This window comes from Streptomyces atroolivaceus (assembly GCF_000717025.1).
Lineage (GTDB): Bacteria > Actinomycetota > Actinomycetes > Streptomycetales > Streptomycetaceae > Streptomyces > Streptomyces atroolivaceus.
Window position 1 is genome coordinate 1 of the sequence record NZ_JNXG01000024.1, and the last position, 16,591, is coordinate 16,591.

At 72.8% G+C, this 16,591-nt stretch carries 14 protein-coding genes, 1 pseudogene and 1 riboswitch; of the genes and pseudogenes, 4 read left to right on the forward strand and 11 right to left on the reverse strand.

The features are described 5' to 3' along the window. The 3 genes and pseudogenes from OO67_RS38375 to OO67_RS33200 all read right to left on the reverse strand — a co-directional run. Positions 1-169 (reverse strand): annotated as a pseudogene (locus OO67_RS38375) (diaminobutyrate--2-oxoglutarate transaminase); the annotation flags it as partial. Between the two features lie 98 nt (positions 170-267). Continuing rightward, complete coding sequence (gene ectA, locus OO67_RS33195; RefSeq protein ID WP_078598440.1) at positions 268-792, reverse strand: diaminobutyrate acetyltransferase; 525 nt, start codon at positions 790-792, stop codon at positions 268-270. 338 nt (positions 793-1,130) lie between these two features. After that, a complete protein-coding gene (locus tag OO67_RS33200) occupies positions 1,131-2,237 on the reverse strand; it encodes a pyridoxal-phosphate-dependent aminotransferase family protein (RefSeq protein ID WP_033305544.1) in 1,107 nt (368 codons plus the stop codon). A gap of 103 nt (positions 2,238-2,340) precedes the next feature. Between OO67_RS33200 and OO67_RS33205 the strand changes: the two genes are divergently transcribed. Together OO67_RS33205 and OO67_RS33210 are read left to right on the forward strand one after the other, a co-directional pair. Continuing rightward, the gene (locus OO67_RS33205) at positions 2,341-3,441 is read left to right on the forward strand and encodes an amidohydrolase family protein (protein WP_208861124.1); all 1,101 of its coding nucleotides are present in this window, start codon (positions 2,341-2,343) and stop codon (positions 3,439-3,441) included. Positions 3,442-3,763: 322 nt separating this feature from the next. Further along, on the forward strand, positions 3,764-4,696 hold the full coding sequence (locus tag OO67_RS33210; protein ID WP_033305546.1) for an SCO1860 family LAETG-anchored protein: 933 nt from the start codon (positions 3,764-3,766) through the stop codon (positions 4,694-4,696). A 61-nt stretch (positions 4,697-4,757) separates the two neighbouring features. On the opposite strand, the gene cobC is transcribed toward OO67_RS33210, so the two are convergent. Then, complete coding sequence (cobC, locus tag OO67_RS33215) at positions 4,758-6,269, reverse strand: Rv2231c family histidinol phosphate aminotransferase CobC (RefSeq protein WP_078598442.1); 1,512 nt, start codon at positions 6,267-6,269, stop codon at positions 4,758-4,760. Between the two features lie 116 nt (positions 6,270-6,385). Between cobC and OO67_RS33220 the strand changes: the two genes are divergently transcribed. Then, entirely contained in the window at positions 6,386-7,108 is a 723-nt protein-coding gene (locus OO67_RS33220; RefSeq protein WP_033305547.1) for a ZIP family metal transporter, read from the forward strand. A 38-nt stretch (positions 7,109-7,146) separates the two neighbouring features. Here OO67_RS33220 and OO67_RS33225 read toward each other — a convergent pair whose 3' ends face one another. The 7 genes from OO67_RS33225 to OO67_RS33255 all read right to left on the reverse strand — a co-directional run bounded on the left by OO67_RS33225 (position 7,147) and on the right by OO67_RS33255 (position 15,598). Beyond that, positions 7,147-8,493: a cobyrinic acid a,c-diamide synthase CobB gene (locus OO67_RS33225; protein WP_033305548.1), complete on the reverse strand. Its 1,347-nt coding sequence runs from the start codon at positions 8,491-8,493 to the stop codon at positions 7,147-7,149. Beyond that, complete coding sequence (cobO, locus tag OO67_RS33230) at positions 8,487-9,095, reverse strand: cob(I)yrinic acid a,c-diamide adenosyltransferase (protein WP_033305549.1); 609 nt, start codon at positions 9,093-9,095, stop codon at positions 8,487-8,489. Before cobO ends, OO67_RS33225 begins: the two co-directional genes overlap by 7 nt. Next, positions 9,095-11,152 (reverse strand): putative cobaltochelatase, encoded by a 2,058-nt coding sequence (locus OO67_RS33235; protein WP_033305550.1) that lies wholly within the window; start codon positions 11,150-11,152, stop codon positions 9,095-9,097. The genes cobO and OO67_RS33235 overlap by 1 nt, the downstream gene beginning before the upstream one ends. Next, complete coding sequence (locus OO67_RS33240) at positions 11,149-12,768, reverse strand: cobyric acid synthase (protein WP_033305551.1); 1,620 nt, start codon at positions 12,766-12,768, stop codon at positions 11,149-11,151. Before OO67_RS33240 ends, OO67_RS33235 begins: the two co-directional genes overlap by 4 nt. Beyond that, entirely contained in the window at positions 12,765-13,709 is a 945-nt protein-coding gene (locus OO67_RS33245) for a cobalamin biosynthesis protein (RefSeq protein ID WP_033305552.1), read from the reverse strand. The genes OO67_RS33240 and OO67_RS33245 overlap by 4 nt, the downstream gene beginning before the upstream one ends. A 128-nt stretch (positions 13,710-13,837) precedes the next feature. After that, a riboswitch (cobalamin riboswitch) is annotated at positions 13,838-13,966 on the reverse strand. A 147-nt stretch (positions 13,967-14,113) separates the two neighbouring features. Beyond that, complete coding sequence (locus OO67_RS33250; RefSeq protein WP_033305553.1) at positions 14,114-14,335, reverse strand: hypothetical protein; 222 nt, start codon at positions 14,333-14,335, stop codon at positions 14,114-14,116. A 12-nt stretch (positions 14,336-14,347) separates the two neighbouring features. Then, positions 14,348-15,598 (reverse strand): inorganic phosphate transporter, encoded by a 1,251-nt coding sequence (locus OO67_RS33255; protein ID WP_033305554.1) that lies wholly within the window; start codon positions 15,596-15,598, stop codon positions 14,348-14,350. A gap of 272 nt (positions 15,599-15,870) precedes the next feature. Here OO67_RS33255 and OO67_RS33260 point away from each other — a divergent pair, with 272 nt between their 5' ends. After that, positions 15,871-16,530, forward strand: a complete 660-nt coding sequence (locus tag OO67_RS33260; protein WP_033305555.1) for a class II aldolase/adducin family protein — start codon at positions 15,871-15,873, stop codon at positions 16,528-16,530. Positions 16,531-16,591: the final 61 nt, after the last annotated feature.

The window sequence follows — 16,591 nt, forward strand, 5'->3', positions numbered from 1 at the left end:
AGTTGAGCGATCCGGCACCGGCGAAGAAGTCCAGGTAGGAGTGGCCGTCCTCGTCCGTGAGCCGGGCGCCCTGCGCGCGGTCGAACACCGCGGGCCAGCTGCGGCAGTAGCTGCGTACTTCCGACTCAAGGCTCTCGAAGACACTCAGGGCGGGCGGGGTGATGGTCACAGCTGATCTCCTGCTCGAGGGGGGTGTGACGGGCGGCGCGGGTCAGGCATGCCCAGGAAGCCGCGCCCGGGCGGGGCGCGGAGAAGTTCTGAGGGGCCCTAGAACGGGCCGATGCGGTAGAGCACCTCCGGCAGGTGCGTCCCGTCGGGGAACAGGGCACCGTCGAAGAGCACCTCGCGCTCCAGCGGCACGTCGTGCCTCTGGGCGAAGGAGGTGAACAGCCGGTCGGAGGCGGCGTTGTCCGGTGTGATGGTCGTCTCGACCGAGGCAAGGCCCTGGTCGGAGGCGACACGGGTGGTCAGCGCGTCCAGCAGCGTGGCCGCCAGTCCCTTGCCACGGTGGGCCTGGTCGACGGCCACCTGCCAGACGACGAGCGTCTCGGGGCGGTCGGGGCGGATGTACCCGGTCACGAAGGCGATCGGGTCGCCGTTCTCGTCGCGGGCGACCACGGAGGTCGCCGCGAAGTCACGGCACCACAGCAGGTAGCTGTACGAGGAGTTGAGGTCCAGGACCTCGGAGTCGCGGGCAATGCGCCAGATCGCGGCTCCGTCCTCCACTCGCGGGGTGTCGATACTGAGGAATTCGCTTCGGGCACGTGCAAAATCTGCTGGTGCGGCGGTCATGCGAATTGAATTTACCCAGCAAAAATCAAAATTGCATCGTCGCAAGGGGTTGGGTGAACGCACCTGCTGTGTTATCACGCGGGCGCGGACCGGCTCCGATCAGGGGAAGATTTCCGCCTACTTGTCCGGAATTTAACGGCCATATCGGACTGAATGTGGGGTCGGTCACACCGTTGTAACGTGAGTGACGCCTGTTCGGATTACGCGGATACCCCCGCCGTGAACCGTGGCGTTTAGGTCCGGGGAACGGGGGAAGAAGAATGCGGGGAGCTGCTCCCGATAAAGCAGCTCCCCTTTTACGTCGATTAAATCGGCCGCAGTGGGGCCGCGCATTGAATTCAGCTGATCGGCCAGGTTTCCACGACGGCCTTCCGGGCAGCCTCGGTATCGGTGTCCCGGCCCGCGTCCGCCAGCGCGGCGCCCAGGGCGGCCAGCGAGGACAGCACCGCGTCCCGCGTCGCGTCCATGCCGTAGTGATTGACCCGGATCATCTCCTTGGACAGGGCCCCGCCGCCCGCGATCAACGGCAGCGACGGGTCGGCGGCCAGGGCGTGTGCGACCAGCTCCGCGGCGTCGACACCCGCCGGAGTGCGCAGCGTCGTGGCTACCGGCGCCGCGTCACGGGCGTCGTGGACGTACGGCTCCAGCCCGCCGCCGAGCGCCGTGGCCCCCGCCCGGGTCGCCGCGGCCGCGGAAGCGTGCCGCGCCATGACGGTGTCCAGGCCGTCCGCCTCGATCCGCTCCAGGCACGCGTCGAGCGCCAGCATCTCCAGCTGGGCCGGAGCGTGCGGCAGTGCCTTCCGGCCGCCGTCGATCCAGCGGGCCTTCCAGTCGAGCAGCGAGAGGTACGACTGCCGTGGGGCCCGCGGGTTGGCGGCCATCCGCTCCCACGCCCGCGCGCTCACGGACACCGCGGACACTCCGGCCGGGCCGCCCATCGCCTTCTGCGCGCCGATGACGCACAGGTCCACTCCCCAGGCGTCCACCAGCAGCGGTTCGGCACCCACGGACGCCACTGCGTCCACCATGAACAGCGCGCCGTGCGCCCGGACCGCCTCACCGATCTCCGCGACCGGATTCGTGTTGCCGGTCGCCGCCTCGGCGTGCACCAGCGACACGAAGTCGATCTCCGGGTGCTCGGTCAGCGCCTGCCGGACCTGCTCGGCGGTGACCGCGGAGTGGAACGGGACCGCGAGGTCGACGACCTCGGCGCCGCAGTCGCGCAGCCAGTTGCCGAAGGTCTGGCCGTACGGCCCGGTGACGATGTTCAGTGCGGTGGAACCGGGCCGGGCGCCGCCCCGGATGCAGCCTTCGAGGGGCAGCAGCGCCTCGCCCTGCATGACGACGACGTCCTGCTCGGTGGAGAGGAGGCCGGCCACCCGCCGCTCGATCGCTGCGAAACGCGCGGCGGTGAGCGGGGCGAGGTCGAGGAATGGGTGCGTCACGGTGGTGCTCTCTTCGGGTCGGCCGGTGCGCGGTCAGCGCCTGCGTCGAGCGTACCCAGCACCTCCGGGGCCCCTGGCCGGGCCGCCTCGTACAGTGCTGCCCATGAGTGATCACGAGGTGGCGCCGGTGCTGCGGATCGAGGGGCGGGTGCTCGTCGGGCCCGACGAGGTGAGGGACGGACTCTGGGCGGTCGGCGGGCGGATCACGTACGAGAGGCCTCCGGGCGCGGACGACGCCGTGACGCTCACCGGATGGGTGCTGCCCGGCCTCGTCGACGCGCACTGCCACGTGGGCCTGGGCCACCAGGGGCCCGTGGACGCCGAGACCAGTGAGAAGCAGGCCCTCGCCGACCGGGAGGCCGGCACGCTGCTCATCCGGGACGCCGGATCGCCCTCCGACACCCGGTGGACGGACGAGCGGGAGGATCTGCCGAAGATCATCAGGGCGGGGCGGCACATCGCCAGGACCCGTCGTTACATCCGCAACTTCGCCCACGAGATCGAGCCCGGAGACCTCGTCGCCTACGTCGCGCGGGAGGCGCGGCGCGGCGACGGCTGGGTGAAGCTGGTGGGCGACTGGATCGACAGGGACGCGGGGGACCTGACGGCCTGCTGGCCGCGAGGCGAGGTCGAGGCGGCGATCGCCGAGGCGCACCGGCTCGGCGCCCGCGTCACCGCCCACTGCTTCGCCGAGGACGCGCTGCGGGACCTGGTGGAGGCGGGGATCGACTGCATCGAGCACGCGACGGGGCTGACGGAGGACACCGTGCCGCTCTTCGCGGAGCGGGGCGTGGCCATCGTCCCGACCCTGGTCAACATCGCCACCTTCCCCGGCCTCGCGGCAGCCGGCGAGGCCAGGTTCCCCCGGTGGTCAGCCCATATGCGCCGCCTTCACAAGGGCCGGTACGACACGGTCCGCGCCGCGTACGACGCCGGGATCCCGGTCTTCACCGGCACGGACGCGGGCGGGTCACTGGCACACGGCCTGATCGCGGAGGAGGTGGCCGAACTGGTGAAGGCGGGCATCCCGGCGCTCGACGCGCTCTCCGCGACGGCCTGGGGCGCGCGGCGCTGGCTCGGCCGGCCGGTCCTCGAGGAGGGTGCCCCGGCGGACCTGGTGATGTACGACGAGGACCCGAGGGCGGACGTACGGGTGCTGGCGTCTCCGCGGAGGGTGGTGCTCAACGGGCGGGTGATGGGCTGATCGCCGGTTGACCTCGGGACAGGTGGTGGGTTGACCGGCGGTGACTCCGGGCCCGGCCTCTCGTTGAAGCACCCAGGCGTGATGTCGGCAGGGTCGGGTGAGAGCGGCCCGCAGGTGTGAAACGGGTGATTCCGATGAACTCCTGTGCCGATGGATTCGAATGTGCACACGAAAACCTCTCTTTGGGGTGAACTGGCGGAAGGTATCCGTCAGTTCACTCTCCGTGCGTAAAGATTCACGGAGTCGAGGCCACCGGTCGCCCGCGATGTCCCCCATTGGACGGCGCCGGTGGCTCCATGTCTCTTGTGGGGGTTCCACCACTGTGAACAGCAACACCTTCCGTGCGGCCGCCCTGGCGGCCGCCGCCGTTCCCGTCGCCCTGCTCGTCGCCGTCCCCGCGCAGGCAGCCACCGCGACGACCCCGGCCACTCCGGCCGGCGGCCACGGAAAGGCGAGCGCGGTCGTGCTCCGTGCCGGGCTCGACGTCTCGCTCCTGAACAAGTCGGTCCAGGTGCCGCTCGACGCCACGCTCAACGAGGTGCACGCGCCGGCGAGCGCGGAGAGGACCGCGCTCAGCGTGGAGCTCGACGGCGTGGAGAAGGGCCGTCCCGTGCACGTGCTGAAGGCCGGCCTGGCCAAGGCGAACGCCACGGCGGAGCAGCACAGGGCTGAGGGCCGCGCCGACCTCGCCGAGGCCAGGGTGCACGTGCCCGGGCTGCCGTTCCTCTCGCTCGTCGAGGCCCAGGAGGTCACCTCCAGGGCCGTGTGCGAGGTGGGCCGCAAGCCGGTCGCGGAGTCGAACGTGCTGGGGCACGTGAAGGTGCTCGGCAAGAAGATCCGGCTCACGTCGGGCGGCACGACGAAGGTCGAGGTGCCGGGCGTCGGTGACGTGACCCTCGACCTGTCGGAGACCGCGACGACCACGCGCACGGCGGCCGCGACGGCGCTGCGGCTGCGGGTGTCCGTGAACCCGCTGAAGCTGAACGTCGCCGAGGTGGAGGGCGAGGTCACGCTGGCCGAAGCGAGGTGCGAGACGCCGGAGGGCGGCGGCTCGGACATCGGTGGCAAGGAAGAGCCCGTCGACGTGCAGCCCCAGACCGGAGCCGACCCGGTCCAGGCCTCCGGGGCCGGCACCGGCGACCTCGCGGAGACCGGATCCAGCTCCTCGACCCCGTACATCGCGGGTGCCGCGGCCGCCCTGCTGGCGGTCGGCGCCGGTGCCACCGTCGTCGCCCGCAGGCGCGTCCGGGGCTGATCACCTTCGCGCGGAGCGGTGTCCACAGGACGGAACACCGCTCCCCGCACCCGGAGAGCCGTCAGCCGACGGTTCTCCGGGGCAGCCCCTGAAGGGCCAGGTCGAGCGCCTGCAGAAACCTGTTGGTCGTCACGCGGTCGCGTACGGCGAGCCGCAGCCACTCGCGCCCCAGCCCGGGGAACGTGTCCCCGCGCCGGGCCGCGAAACCGCGCGAGCGCAGCAGCTCCCGGACCTCGTCGGCCCGGTCCAGCCGCAGCAGCACGAACGATCCGGCAGCGGGTTCCACCACCTGCACCTCGCTGAACTCCGCCAGCCCGGCCAGCAGATGCGCCCGGTCCACCGCGATCCGGTCCGCCGCGTCCGCCGCCTCCACGAGCGCACGCGGCTCCATGCACGCCTCCGCCGCCGCCAGCGCGGGGGAGGACACCGGCCACAGCGGCTGCGCCTCCTGCAGCAGGGTGACCGTCGCCGGATCGGCCAGTACGTAACCGATCCGCAGACCGGCGAGGCCCCACGTCTTGGTCAGGCTGCGGAGCACGACGAGCCCGGGAACGTCCTGACGTGCGCACAGCGCCTCGCGTTCGCCCGGCACGGCGTCCATGAACGCCTCGTCGACCACCAGGGTCCGCCCGGGCCGGGCCAGTTGCTCCAGCACACCCGCGGGATGAAGAACGGACGTCGGGTTGGTCGGATTGCCGACCACCACCAGATCCGCGTCCTCCGGCACCGCCGACGGATCCAGCCGGAAGCCGTCCTCCGGGCGCAGCAGCAACCGCCCGACCTCGTGCCCAGCCGCACGCAGAGCCGCCTCCGGCTCCGTGAACTGCGGATGCACCACGACCGGCCGCCGGGTGGGCAGCGCCCGCGCGATCAGTACGAACGCCTCGGCCGCGCCCGCCGTGAGCAGGACCCTCTCCTCGGGCAGCCCGTGGCGCCCGGCGACCGCCGTCCTCGCCGGCCGTCCGTCCGGATAGGCGGCCAGCGATCCCAGCGACGCGGCTATCCGCTGCCGCAGCCACTCCGGGGGTGTGCCGGTCCGTACGTTGACGGCGAGGTCGGTCAGGTCCAGGCCGCGTACTTCCGCGTCGCCGTGGTGCCGCAGGTCGGGCCCGGCGCTCTCGGTGTGCTTCGTGGGGGGGAGCATGGCAGCCATGGTGAACGGCGCGGCGCGATTCGTCGATGGCGAGGTGTCGTCCGGCTTTCTCCGGCGGGCCACCGCGCAGGTCGCCGACGCCGATTTCCGCTTGGGGACCAGCAGTTCACCGCCGTCCACGAGCGCGGCGGCCTCCGCGACCGATCCGGTGGCCACAGCCGCACGGGGTGCCGCTGCGGGGTTGGGCACGGGGACCTCCGCCAGCGCTCCGGCGGTGTACGACCGGACGGGCACCCCGAGGAGAGCCGCGGCGCCGACGATCCCGGGCTCGTCCGCCCTCGTGTCGAGGGTCGCCAGCTCCACCACGTCACCGGCCGTCGGTCCGGCCTCCTGAAGCGCCCTCCGGATCAGCCCGAGCACCTCCTCGGCCGCGACGCCGCGACGGGCACCGACACCGACGACGAGCGCCGCTCGGGTCATGAGGGGAAGTCCTTTCAGAGACGTGGATGAGGGGCCGGGACCGAGGAGACGCGTCGACGCACAGGTAAGGGGTGCCTGAGGTGCGGGAGGAGGGGGCGATCCGCTAGCAAGGGCCCATGGCGGTATTCGTCGCGCTCGGCGCGTTCCTGATGACCCTGGCGGGCGGCTGGGTCGCACAGCGCGTCAGCGACCGCCGGCACCTCGTGCTCGGCTTCGCCGGCGGACTGATGCTGGGCGTCGTCGGTCTGGATCTGCTGCCCGAGGCGGTGGAGGCCGCGGGCGGCGTGGTCTTCGGCGTCCCCGCCGCCCTGCTGCTGTTCGTGGGCGGCTTCCTGACGGCCCATCTCGTCGAGCGTTCGCTGGCCGTACGCCAGGCGGCACACGGGGCGGGCGAGGAAAGAGTGCCGCAGGTCGGGATGACCGCGGCGGCCGCGATGGTCGGCCACAGCCTGATGGACGGCATCGCGCTCGGCGCCGCGTTCCAGATCGGCGGCGGCATGGGAGCCGCCGTCGCGCTCGCCGTCATCACCCACGACTTCGCCGACGGGTTCAACACGTACACGATCACCAGCCTCTACGGGAACGCCCGCCGCAAGGCCCTCCTGATGCTGTACGCGGATGCCCTGGCCCCGATCGTGGGCGCGGCCACCACCCTGCTGTTCACCCTTCCGGAGGAACTGCTCGGCTGCTATCTCGGCTTCTTCGGCGGGGCGCTGCTCTACCTCGCCGCCGCCGAGATCCTCCCCGAGGCACACCACGAACACCCGGCCCGCTCCACGCTGCTGTGCACGGTCGTGGGAGTGGGCTTCATCTGGCTGGTGGTCGGCGTCGCGGAGTGACGTCACCCCGGGCACCGCTCCACGGAAGCGGAGCGGCGTCACCCCCGGCACTGCTCCACGAAGCGCCGCGCCACCCCGGGCTCCGCCGCCCAGTGCGTGTGCAGATAGCTCGCGTGCACGCCCTGTTGCACGAAGCCCTCCACCCGCCGCTCCGGCTGGTGCAGGCCCCAGGCGGGCGTGGCACCGGCGCCGGGCTCCAGGACGGTCCGGTGGAACTCGTGCCCGCGCAGCCGGGTCCCGGCCACCGCCAGCACGCTGTCGGACACCGCGACCGCCTGCCGGTAGCCCAGCGTCAGCCGCTCGGACATCCGGGCCGAGGCGTCCAGCACCCCGCACATCGGCCGGCCGTCCAGCTCACGGGCCAGATAGAGCAGTCCCGCGCACTCCGCCGCCACGGGGGCGCCGGAGAGGGCGAGATCCGTGACGGCCCGGCGCAGCGGCTCGTTCGCCGACAGCTCCGGTGCGTACACCTCGGGGAAGCCGCCGCCGATGACGAGCCCCGCCGTGCCCGGGGGCAGTTTCTCGTCGCGCAGGGGGTCGAAGACGACCACCTCCGCACCCGCAGCCGTCAGCAGCTCGGCGTGCTCCGCGTAGGCGAAGGTGAACGCCGCGCCGCCCGCCACGGCCACCACGGGCCGGACCTCCGGCGAGGGCTGCGGCTCCGGCTCCCACGCCTCGTCGGACAGTTCGGGCGCCGAGCGGGCCAGCGCCATCAGGGCGTCCAGGTCGCAGCCCTCCCGCACGCGATCGCCCATCGCCCGTACGGCGTCGAGGGCGTCCGTCTGCCGCTCGGCCACGGGGACCAGGCCCAGATGGCGCGAGGGGGTCGCCACCTGCGGCGCCCGCCGCAGCACCCCGAGCACCGGCAGCCCGGACTCGTCGAGCGCCTCACGGAGCAGCGCCTCATGACGGTCGGAGGCCACCTTGTTCAGGATCACCCCGCCGATCCGCACCTCCGGGTCCCAGGAGGCGAACCCGTGCACGAGGGCCGCGACCGAACGCGACTGCGAGGACGCGTCGACGACCAGCACGACGGGCGCCCGCAGCAGCTTGGACACCTGGGCGGTCGAGGCGAGCTCACCCTGCCCCGAGGCCCCGTCGTACAGCCCCATCACCCCTTCGACCACGGCCAGGTCGCAGCCGCTCGCCCCATGGGTGAACAGCGGGGCGATCAGGTCCGGCCCGCACATGTACGCGTCGAGGTTGCGCCCCGGGCGGCCGGTGGCCAGCGCGTGGTAACCCGGATCGATGTAGTCGGGCCCCACCTTGTGCGGGGACACCGCGAGGCCCCGCCCCGCGAAGGCCGCCATCAGGCCCGTGGCGACCGTGGTCTTGCCGCTGCCCGAGGCGGGCGCGGCGATGACCAGACGAGGAACACTCACCACTCGATGCCTCTCTGGCCCTTCTGGCCGGCGTCCATCGGGTGCTTGACCTTCGACATGTCGGTCACCAGGTCGGCGGCCTCGATCAGCTTCTGCGGGGCGTTCCGCCCCGTGATCACCACGTGCTGCGTGCCCGGACGGTCACGCATGACCTCGACGACCTCGTCGGTGTCGATCCAGCCCCAGTGCATCGGATAGGCGAACTCGTCGAGCACGTACAGCTTGTACGTCTCGGCGGCCAGGTCGCGCTTGACCTGCTCCCACCCCTCGCGTGCCTTCTCCTCGTTGTCGGAGTTGTCACCGTGAATGCCGCGCTGGACCCACGACCACCCCTCGCCCATCTTGTGCCAGTCGACGGTGCCGCCCTCGCCGCTCGCCCCGAGCACCTTCAGCGCGTTCTCCTCGCCGACCTTCCACTTCGCCGACTTCACGAACTGGAACACCCCGATCGGCCAGCCCTGGTTCCAGGCCCGCAGCGCCAGCCCGAAGGCCGCCGTCGACTTTCCCTTGCCGATGCCCGTGTGGACGAACAACAGCGGGCGGTTACGCCGCTGACGCGTCGTCAGCCCGTCGTCCGGTACCGATACCGGCTGTCCCTGTGGCATTAAGCGGCCCTCCCGGCAGCAGTGATGTCCTTGACCAGCCCGGCGATCGAGTCGGCGCGCAGCTCGTCGAGCGTGACCGCGCTGCCTCCCAGATCCCGGGCGAGCTGTGCGGCGAGACCGAGGCGTACGAACCCCGACTCGCAGTCCACGACGACGGACGCGGTTCCCTCGGAGGCGTGCAGCCGCCCGGCCCGCGCCGCCAGCGCCACCGGGTCGACGCCCCCGGTGGCCCGGCCGTCCGTCACCACGACGAGCAGCGCCCGCCGCGAGGGGTCGCGCAACCGCTCCACCCGCAGCACGTCGTGTGCCTTGAGCAGCCCCGTGGCCAGCGGGGTCCGCCCGCCGGTCGGCAGCGACTCCAGCCGGGCCGCCGCCGCGTCCACCGACGAGGTCGGCGGCAGCGCCACCTCGGCGTCCTTGCCCCGGAAGGTGACCAGACCGACCTTGTCCCGGCGCTGATAGGCGTCCAGGAGCAGCGACATCACCGCCCCCTTGACGGCGCTCATCCGCTGCCGGGCCGCCATGGACCCGGAGGCGTCCACGACGAACAGCACGAGATTTCCCTCGCGCCCCTCCCGCGTCGCCTGCCGCAGATCGTCACGCCGTACGACGAGACCCCGCCCCGACCTCCCGCGCGCCCGCTGGTGCGGCGCCGCCGCCTGCACGGTCGCCGCCAGGTGCAGTTTCGTCAGCGCCCCCTCCGGCCGCCGCGACCCCGTGGTCCGGCCGTGCTCGGTACGCGCACGGGACCGCCGCCCGGCCGCGCCTTCGCCGAGACCTGGCACGCTGAGCATCTTCGTACGGAACGGCTCGCCGGCCCGCACGGGCTGCTGCTCACCGGCGCCGCCGCCCGGCGCGGGCGCGTCACCGCTCCCGGTGTCCTCCCTGCCGGGCGTGCCGGCACTCCCGTCGCCGGGCCCCGGTTCCGTACCGCCGTCGTCCGGACCGTCCGAGTCCGCACCGTCGTCGTCGGGGCCGCCGCCCTGCGGGGGCACCCCGCCGCCGGGTCCGTCGGGGTCCGGGTCGTCGTCGCCCTCGCCCTGGTCGTCCGCCGCGTCCCTGAGGGCGTCGTCCAGCTTGTCCTCGTCCAGTCCCGGCGCGTCGAACGGGTTGCGCCGGCGCCGGTGGGGGAGTGCCAGGAGCGCGGCCTGCCGCACGTCGTCCGCGACGACCTCCTCGCGGCCCGCCCACGCTGCCAGAGCCGTCGCCGTGCGCGCCATGACGATGTCGGCACGCATCCCGTCGACCTCGAACGCCGCACACGTCGCCGCGATCTGCCGCAACACGCCGTCGCCGAGCACCACACGGGGGAGCAGGGCGCGCGCGGCGACGATCCGCTCACGCAGCGCGGCCTCCTCGTCGGCCCACCGAGCGGCGAACCCGGCCGGGTCGTCGTCGTAGGCGAGCCTCCGCCGCACGACCTCGACGCGCAGGTCCGTCTCACGCGACGCGGCCACCTCGACGGTCAGCCCGAAGCGGTCCAGGAGCTGCGGCCGGAGCTCGCCCTCCTCCGGGTTCATCGTCCCGACCAGCAGGAAGCGGGCCGCGTGACGGACGGAGACGCCCTCGCGCTCGACGTAGGAGGCGCCCATGGCCGCCGCGTCGAGCAGCAGGTCCACCAGGTGGTCGTGGAGGAGGTTGACCTCGTCGACGTAGAGGATCCCGCGATGGGCGTCGGCGAGGAGCCCCGGCTCGAAGGCCTTCACACCCTCGGAGAGGGCCCGTTCGATGTCGAGCGCCCCGACGAGCCGGTCCTCCGACGCGCCGACCGGGAGCTCGACGGTCCGCGCGGGACGCGACACGCCCGTGCCCGCCTCGTGGGGACCGTCGGGACACGCCGGATCGGGTGCTCCCGGGTCGCACGAGAAGCGGCACCCCGCCACGACCGCGACCTCGGGCATGAGTGCGGCGAGCGCCCGTACGGCGGTGGACTTGGCGGTGCCCTTCTCGCCCCGGACCAGGACCCCGCCGACGGCGGGACTGACGGCGTTGAGCAGGAGCCCGAGACGCAGATCGTCCTGCCCCACGATGGCGGTGAAGGGATACGGCGTACTCACGGAGCCTCCTCTGTAACGGTCACATCTGCACTCTCACGTCCGGCTGCGGCGAGCTCCGGCCCGTCCGGAGCGGGTCTCCCGGGTCCCTCGGGTGGTCCGGGAGCGGGCGCGGGCGGCGCTCCCGGCGCGAGGAACGGCAGCCCCTCCGGCGCGCCGGTCTCGATCAGCCGCCACAACGCGTCCGTGTCGGCGTGCTCCTCGATCAGGTCCCCCAGCCGGTCGAGCTGTTCCTCCCGCAGCGCCCCGAAGCTCGTGTCCGGCGCGGCCGTGAACCGCCGCCCCGCGGCCCGGGCGACCTCGCCCAGGAACGCCCGCCGGAACGCGTCGCTCTCCAGCGACCCGTGCCAGTGCGTCCCCCAGACCGAACCCACCCGGCACCCGTCCAGGAACGGCTCGCCGCCGCTCACCTCGGCGACCCCGTGGTGGATCTCGTATCCCTCCACCGGCTCCCCGAGCGCCGACCCGACGGGCCGCCCCAGGACCTTCTCCCGGCCGAAGCGGACCCGCACCGGCAGCAGCCCGAGCCCCTCGACCAGACCGGCCCGCGACTCCACGTCGTCCTCGATGCGCTCACCCAGCACCTGGAACCCGCCGCAGATCCCCAGCACCGGCCGCCCCTCGGCGGCCCTTCGCCGAAGCGCGGCGGCGAGCCCCCGCTCCCGCAGCCACGCCAGTGCCTTCACGGTGCCCCGCGTCCCGGGCACGATCACGAGGTCCGCGTCGGCGAGCTCCTCCGCCCGGTCCACGAACCGCACCACCACACCCGGCTCGGCCGCCAGCGCGTCCACATCGGTGAAGTTCGACATCAGCGGCACGGCGCACACCGCGACCCGCAGCACGTCCTCGCCGTGCGGCGGCGCGACGACCGACTCCCGTACGGCGCCGCGCATGGACACCCGCAGCCCGTCCTCCTCGTCGATGCCCAGACCGTGGGCGTAGGGGAGCACCCCGTACGTCCGCCGGCCCGTGAGCCCGAGCAGCATGTCGAGACCCGGCTCCAGCAGCGACACGTCGCCGCGGAACTTGTTGACGAGGTATCCGGCGATCAGCGACTGGTCCTCGGGGCTCAGCAGCGCCGTCGTACCGAAGAACGAGGCGAACACGCCGCCCCGGTCGATGTCCCCGACCACCAGCACGGGAAAGCGCGCGGCCCGCGCGATGCCCATGTTCACGATGTCCGTGCGCCGCAGATTGATCTCGGCCGGGCTGCCCGCCCCCTCGCAGATCACGGCGTCATACGTGCCCCGCAGCTGCTCCAGACAGTCCGTGACCGTCCCCAGCAGAGCCTCCTGCCGCCCCCCGTGGTAGCCGCGCGCACTCATCTCGCCGACCGGCTTCCCCATCAGGACGACCTGGCTCGAACGGTCACCGCCGGGCTTGAGCAGCACGGGGTTCATCAGCGCGGACGGCTCCACCCGGGCGGCCTGCGCCTGCATCGCCTGGGCGCGGCCGATCTCCGCCCCCTCCCGGGTGACGAACGAGTTCAGCGACATGTTCTGCGCCTTGAACGGCGCGACCTTCACCCCCCGGCGCACCAGCCACCGGCAGATCCCGGCCGTGACGACGCTCTTGCCCGCGTCCGAAGTGGTACCCGCGACCAGCAGCCCGCCGCTCATCCGACTCTCCGTCCCATGACCAGCCGCCCCGCCGCACACACGGCGAGGGCCAGCACACTCACCCGGCGCGACAGCCGCACCGCGCGTTCGATGTCCGTGACCCGTACGTCCCGGCCCGCCTCACCGTTGAGCACAGGCCGGTGTTCGACCCGTCCGCCGTAGGCGAGGGTGCCGCCGAGCCGTACTCCGAGCGCTCCCGCGAAGGAGGCCTCCACCGGGCCCGCGTTGGGGCTGGGATGCCTGCCCGCGTCGGCCCGCCAGGCCCGGACGGCCTCGCGCGGGCGCCCCCCGGCGGCCACGGCGAGCACGGCGGTGAGCCGGGCCCCTGGCCAGCCGGCGACGTCGTCGAGCCGGGCCGATGCCCAGCCGTAGCGCCGGTAGCGGGGCGACTTGTGCCCGACCATCGCGTCGAGCGTGTTGACGGCCCGGAAGCCGACCAGTCCGGGCACTCCGCCGAGCGCGCCCCACACGAGAGCCCCCACGACGGCGTCGGAGGTGTTCTCGGCGACGGACTCGACCACCGCGCGGGCGATCTGCTGCCCGTCCAGCGACTGCGGATCACGGCCGCACAGGTGCGGCAGCCGCTCCCGGGCCAGTTCGACGTCCCCGGCGGCCAGCGCCCCGCCGATGGCGCGGGCCTCGCGGCCCAGCGAGGTGCCCCCGACGACGGACCAGGTGGCGGCGGCGGTCAGCGCCACGGCGGCGGCGGGACGGTTCCGTACGGCCCGGGCGGCCAGCGCGGCGGCCCCCGTGGCACCACCGGCGCAGACGAGGGTGTGCAGGGCGCCCCAGCCACGGTGGTCGCGCCACAGCCGGCTCTCGGCGCCCGCCGCTCCACGCCCGAAGGCGGCGACGGGATGGCCCCGCCGGGGATCAGCGAGCAGCAGGTCGACGACCAGACCGGCGGCGGCGCCGTACGCGAAGATGCGGTCGGCTCGCACCGCTCAGCCGGCCGTCGTGCCTCGAAGGGCCTTCGTGGCAGGTGGTGCAGTGACCGATGCAGGGCAGCCAGGCATGGCGTATGTCCTCACTCAGGGTCCGCGCCCTGGTTCGACGTGACCGGCGACGAGAGTCTCCTGGCTTCCGGATCCGCAGTTCCTCCGGCCTTCCAGTCCGTGGTGGCGGACCGTGACTTCCGTGTGGAGGCTGCTCCCCGGTGACAGTGGCGGGACCGCGCCGGATTCGCACCGGCTTCCTCTGCTGTCGCCGTAAACGGCTCCGGCAGTCCACCACGCCTCGCGAACGCCAGTCAACCTGCCGTTGACCTGCGAGGCTTCAGTGTGCTCAGACGCACACCGGGCCGGACACACATGGTGTGTCCGGCCCGGTGGGTTCCGCGTGGGGGTCAGGCGACGATCAGGTAGATGCCGTACGCGACCGCCGCCGCGCACAGCCCGAAGCAGGCGTACGCGCCGGTGCGCACGAGGGCGTTGGAGCCGCCCCCCTGCGCCGTCGGCACCTGCTTGGCCAGACCCGTGATGCCGAGGGTGAAGAGGCCGACCAGTGCGACGGTGACCACGAGGCTGACGCCGAAGACGGAGGCGAGAGCTGCCCAGTCGATGTTCATGCGGATCTGTCCTTACACCGTGGCCCGGTCGGCCGGGGTTCCGGCCGTCGGGGCCGGGGCCGAGATGGTGGTCTTGAACTCCGGCGCGACGGTACCGGCGGGCGGCGGGCTGACCGCCGAGATGGCGGTGGTGACGACGCCCGCGGGCTCGGTGCCCGCGTTCACGTTGGTGTGGTCGACCGGCTTGCGGCGCGACAGCAGCCAGATGGCGGCGGAGCCGGCGACGAGGATCACGGCGACCACCGCGACGCCCCACGGGCCCTGCTTGGTGAGCAGCTCGGAGCCCGCGCCGATCAGACCGGCGGCCGGCAGTGTCAGGCCCCACGCGACGAACATCCGGGTCGCGGTGGACCAGCGGACCGTGCCGCCCTTGCGTCCGAGACCCGCGCCCATGACGGCGCCGGAGCAGGACTGGGTGGTGGAGAGGGAGAAGCCGAGGTGCGAGGAGGCCAGGATGACCGTGGCCGCGCTCGTCTGGGCCGCGAAGCCCTGCGGCGGGCGGAGGTCGGTGAGACCGCTGCCCATGGTCCGGATGATGCGCCAGCCGCCGAGGTAGGTGCCCAGGGCGATGGCGATTCCGGCGGAGGCGATGACCCAGACGGGCGGGTTGGAGCCGGGGGCGAGGACGCCGCCGGTGACCAGGGCCAGGGTGATGATGCCCATGGTCTTCTGCGCGTCGTTGGTGCCGTGCGCGAGCGACACGAGACCGGCCGAGGCGATCTGGCCGGCGCGGTACCCCTTGGCGGTCGACTTCAGCTGGGCCTCGTCGGTGATCTTCCGGTTGAGGCGGTACGTCAGCCTTGTGGCGAGCAGCGCGGCGATACCGGCGACGAGGGGCGCGGCGATCGCCGGGAGCAGGACCTTCGTGACGACGGTGCCGCCGTCGATGGAGGACCAGCCGGCGGACATGACCGCGGCGCCGATGAGGCCGCCGAAGAGTGCGTGGGAGGAACTGGAGGGCAGGCCGACCAGCCAGGTCAGCAGGTTCCACAGGATGGCGCCGACGAGCGCGGCGAAGATGACCTCGGTTCTGAGGCCGTCCTCGTTGATGATCCCGCCGGAGATCGTCCTGGCGACCTCCACCGACAGGAACGCGCCTACGAGGTTGAGAACGGCGGACATGGCCACCGCTGTCTTGGGCTTGAGAGCGCCGGTCGAGATGGTGGTGGCCATCGCGTTGGCGGTGTCGTGGAAACCGTTCGTGAAATCGAACACGAGAGCTGTCACGATCACGATCGCGAGCAGCAGCGTGATGTGTTCCATTTACCCAGGCAATCGTTCGACGTCATTGGCACGTGGAACGTAAGCAACCTGGATGAACGGAAGGTGAACTGGGCAGGGCGGCACGGTGACCCCAACCGCGTATGCCGGTTCCGCTTGTGTGCGTGGAGGGTGCGCCGGACGCTCCGGAGCCGGTGCGGGAACCGGGCCCACGCCCGGTATGTGGCTGATCCCCGCCTTGCGGCCGTCAACCGGCGTCCTGTCGGACGTGTCCCTCCAAAGAGACATCACTCACGCGACCCTAGGATCCCCGCATGAGTGACGTGGGCAAGGACGCGATCGAACGGGCGTGGCACGGTGTCGTGGAGACGGCCCGGAGGACGGCGGCGGAGGGTCTGGTCGTCGGCACCTCGGGCAATGTGTCGGCCCGGGTCGGCGGAGTCGTCCTGGTCACCCCGACCGGGGTGCCCTACGACCGGCTCGGCCCCGGGGACGCGGTCGGCGTCGACCTCGAAGGGCGTCAGGTCCTGGGCGACATGGTGCCCACCAGCGAGCTCCCGCTCCACCTGGCCGTCTACCGGGAAAGCGACGCCGTCGCCGTGGTCCACACCCACGCCGTGCACGCCACGGCCGTCTCCACCCTCGTTCCCGAGGTACCGCTCGTGCACTACGCCGCCGCCGTGCTCGGCGGCCCCGTCCGCACCGCCGCCTACGCGCGCTACGGGACGCGGGAGCTCGCCGACAACATGCTCGCCGCCCTGCGCGACCGCACCGGCTGCCTGCTGCGGAACCACGGCACGGTCACCTACGGGGCCACGCTCGACGAGGCCTACGACCGCACCGCCCAGCTCGAATGGATGTGCAGGCTCTGGCTCACCGCGAGCTCCGTACCCGGCCACCGGCCGACCCTCCTGACCCCCGCCCAGCTGCGCGACGTGCAGGACGCCCTGGAGGGGTACGGCCAGCCCGGCTGAGCCCGGCGCCGCACCGTACGGCCCTGCCCGCCGGTACCGGCGCCGCACCGTACGGCCCTGC

Coding starts and splice junctions, on each gene's coding strand:
- ectA (WP_078598440.1), bottom strand. CDS start 792: ATGACCGCCGCACCAGCAGATTTTGCACGTGCCCGAAGCGAATTCCTC.
- OO67_RS33205 (WP_208861124.1), top strand. CDS start 2,341: ATGAGTGATCACGAGGTGGCGCCGGTGCTGCGGATCGAGGGGCGGGTG.
- cobC (WP_078598442.1), bottom strand. CDS start 6,269: ATGACCCGAGCGGCGCTCGTCGTCGGTGTCGGTGCCCGTCGCGGCGTC.
- OO67_RS33220 (WP_033305547.1), top strand. CDS start 6,386: ATGGCGGTATTCGTCGCGCTCGGCGCGTTCCTGATGACCCTGGCGGGC.
- cobO (WP_033305549.1), bottom strand. CDS start 9,095: ATGCCACAGGGACAGCCGGTATCGGTACCGGACGACGGGCTGACGACG.
- OO67_RS33240 (WP_033305551.1), bottom strand. CDS start 12,768: ATGAGCGGCGGGCTGCTGGTCGCGGGTACCACTTCGGACGCGGGCAAG.
- OO67_RS33250 (WP_033305553.1), bottom strand. CDS start 14,335: ATGAACATCGACTGGGCAGCTCTCGCCTCCGTCTTCGGCGTCAGCCTC.
- OO67_RS33255 (WP_033305554.1), bottom strand. CDS start 15,598: ATGGAACACATCACGCTGCTGCTCGCGATCGTGATCGTGACAGCTCTC.
- OO67_RS33260 (WP_033305555.1), top strand. CDS start 15,871: ATGAGTGACGTGGGCAAGGACGCGATCGAACGGGCGTGGCACGGTGTC.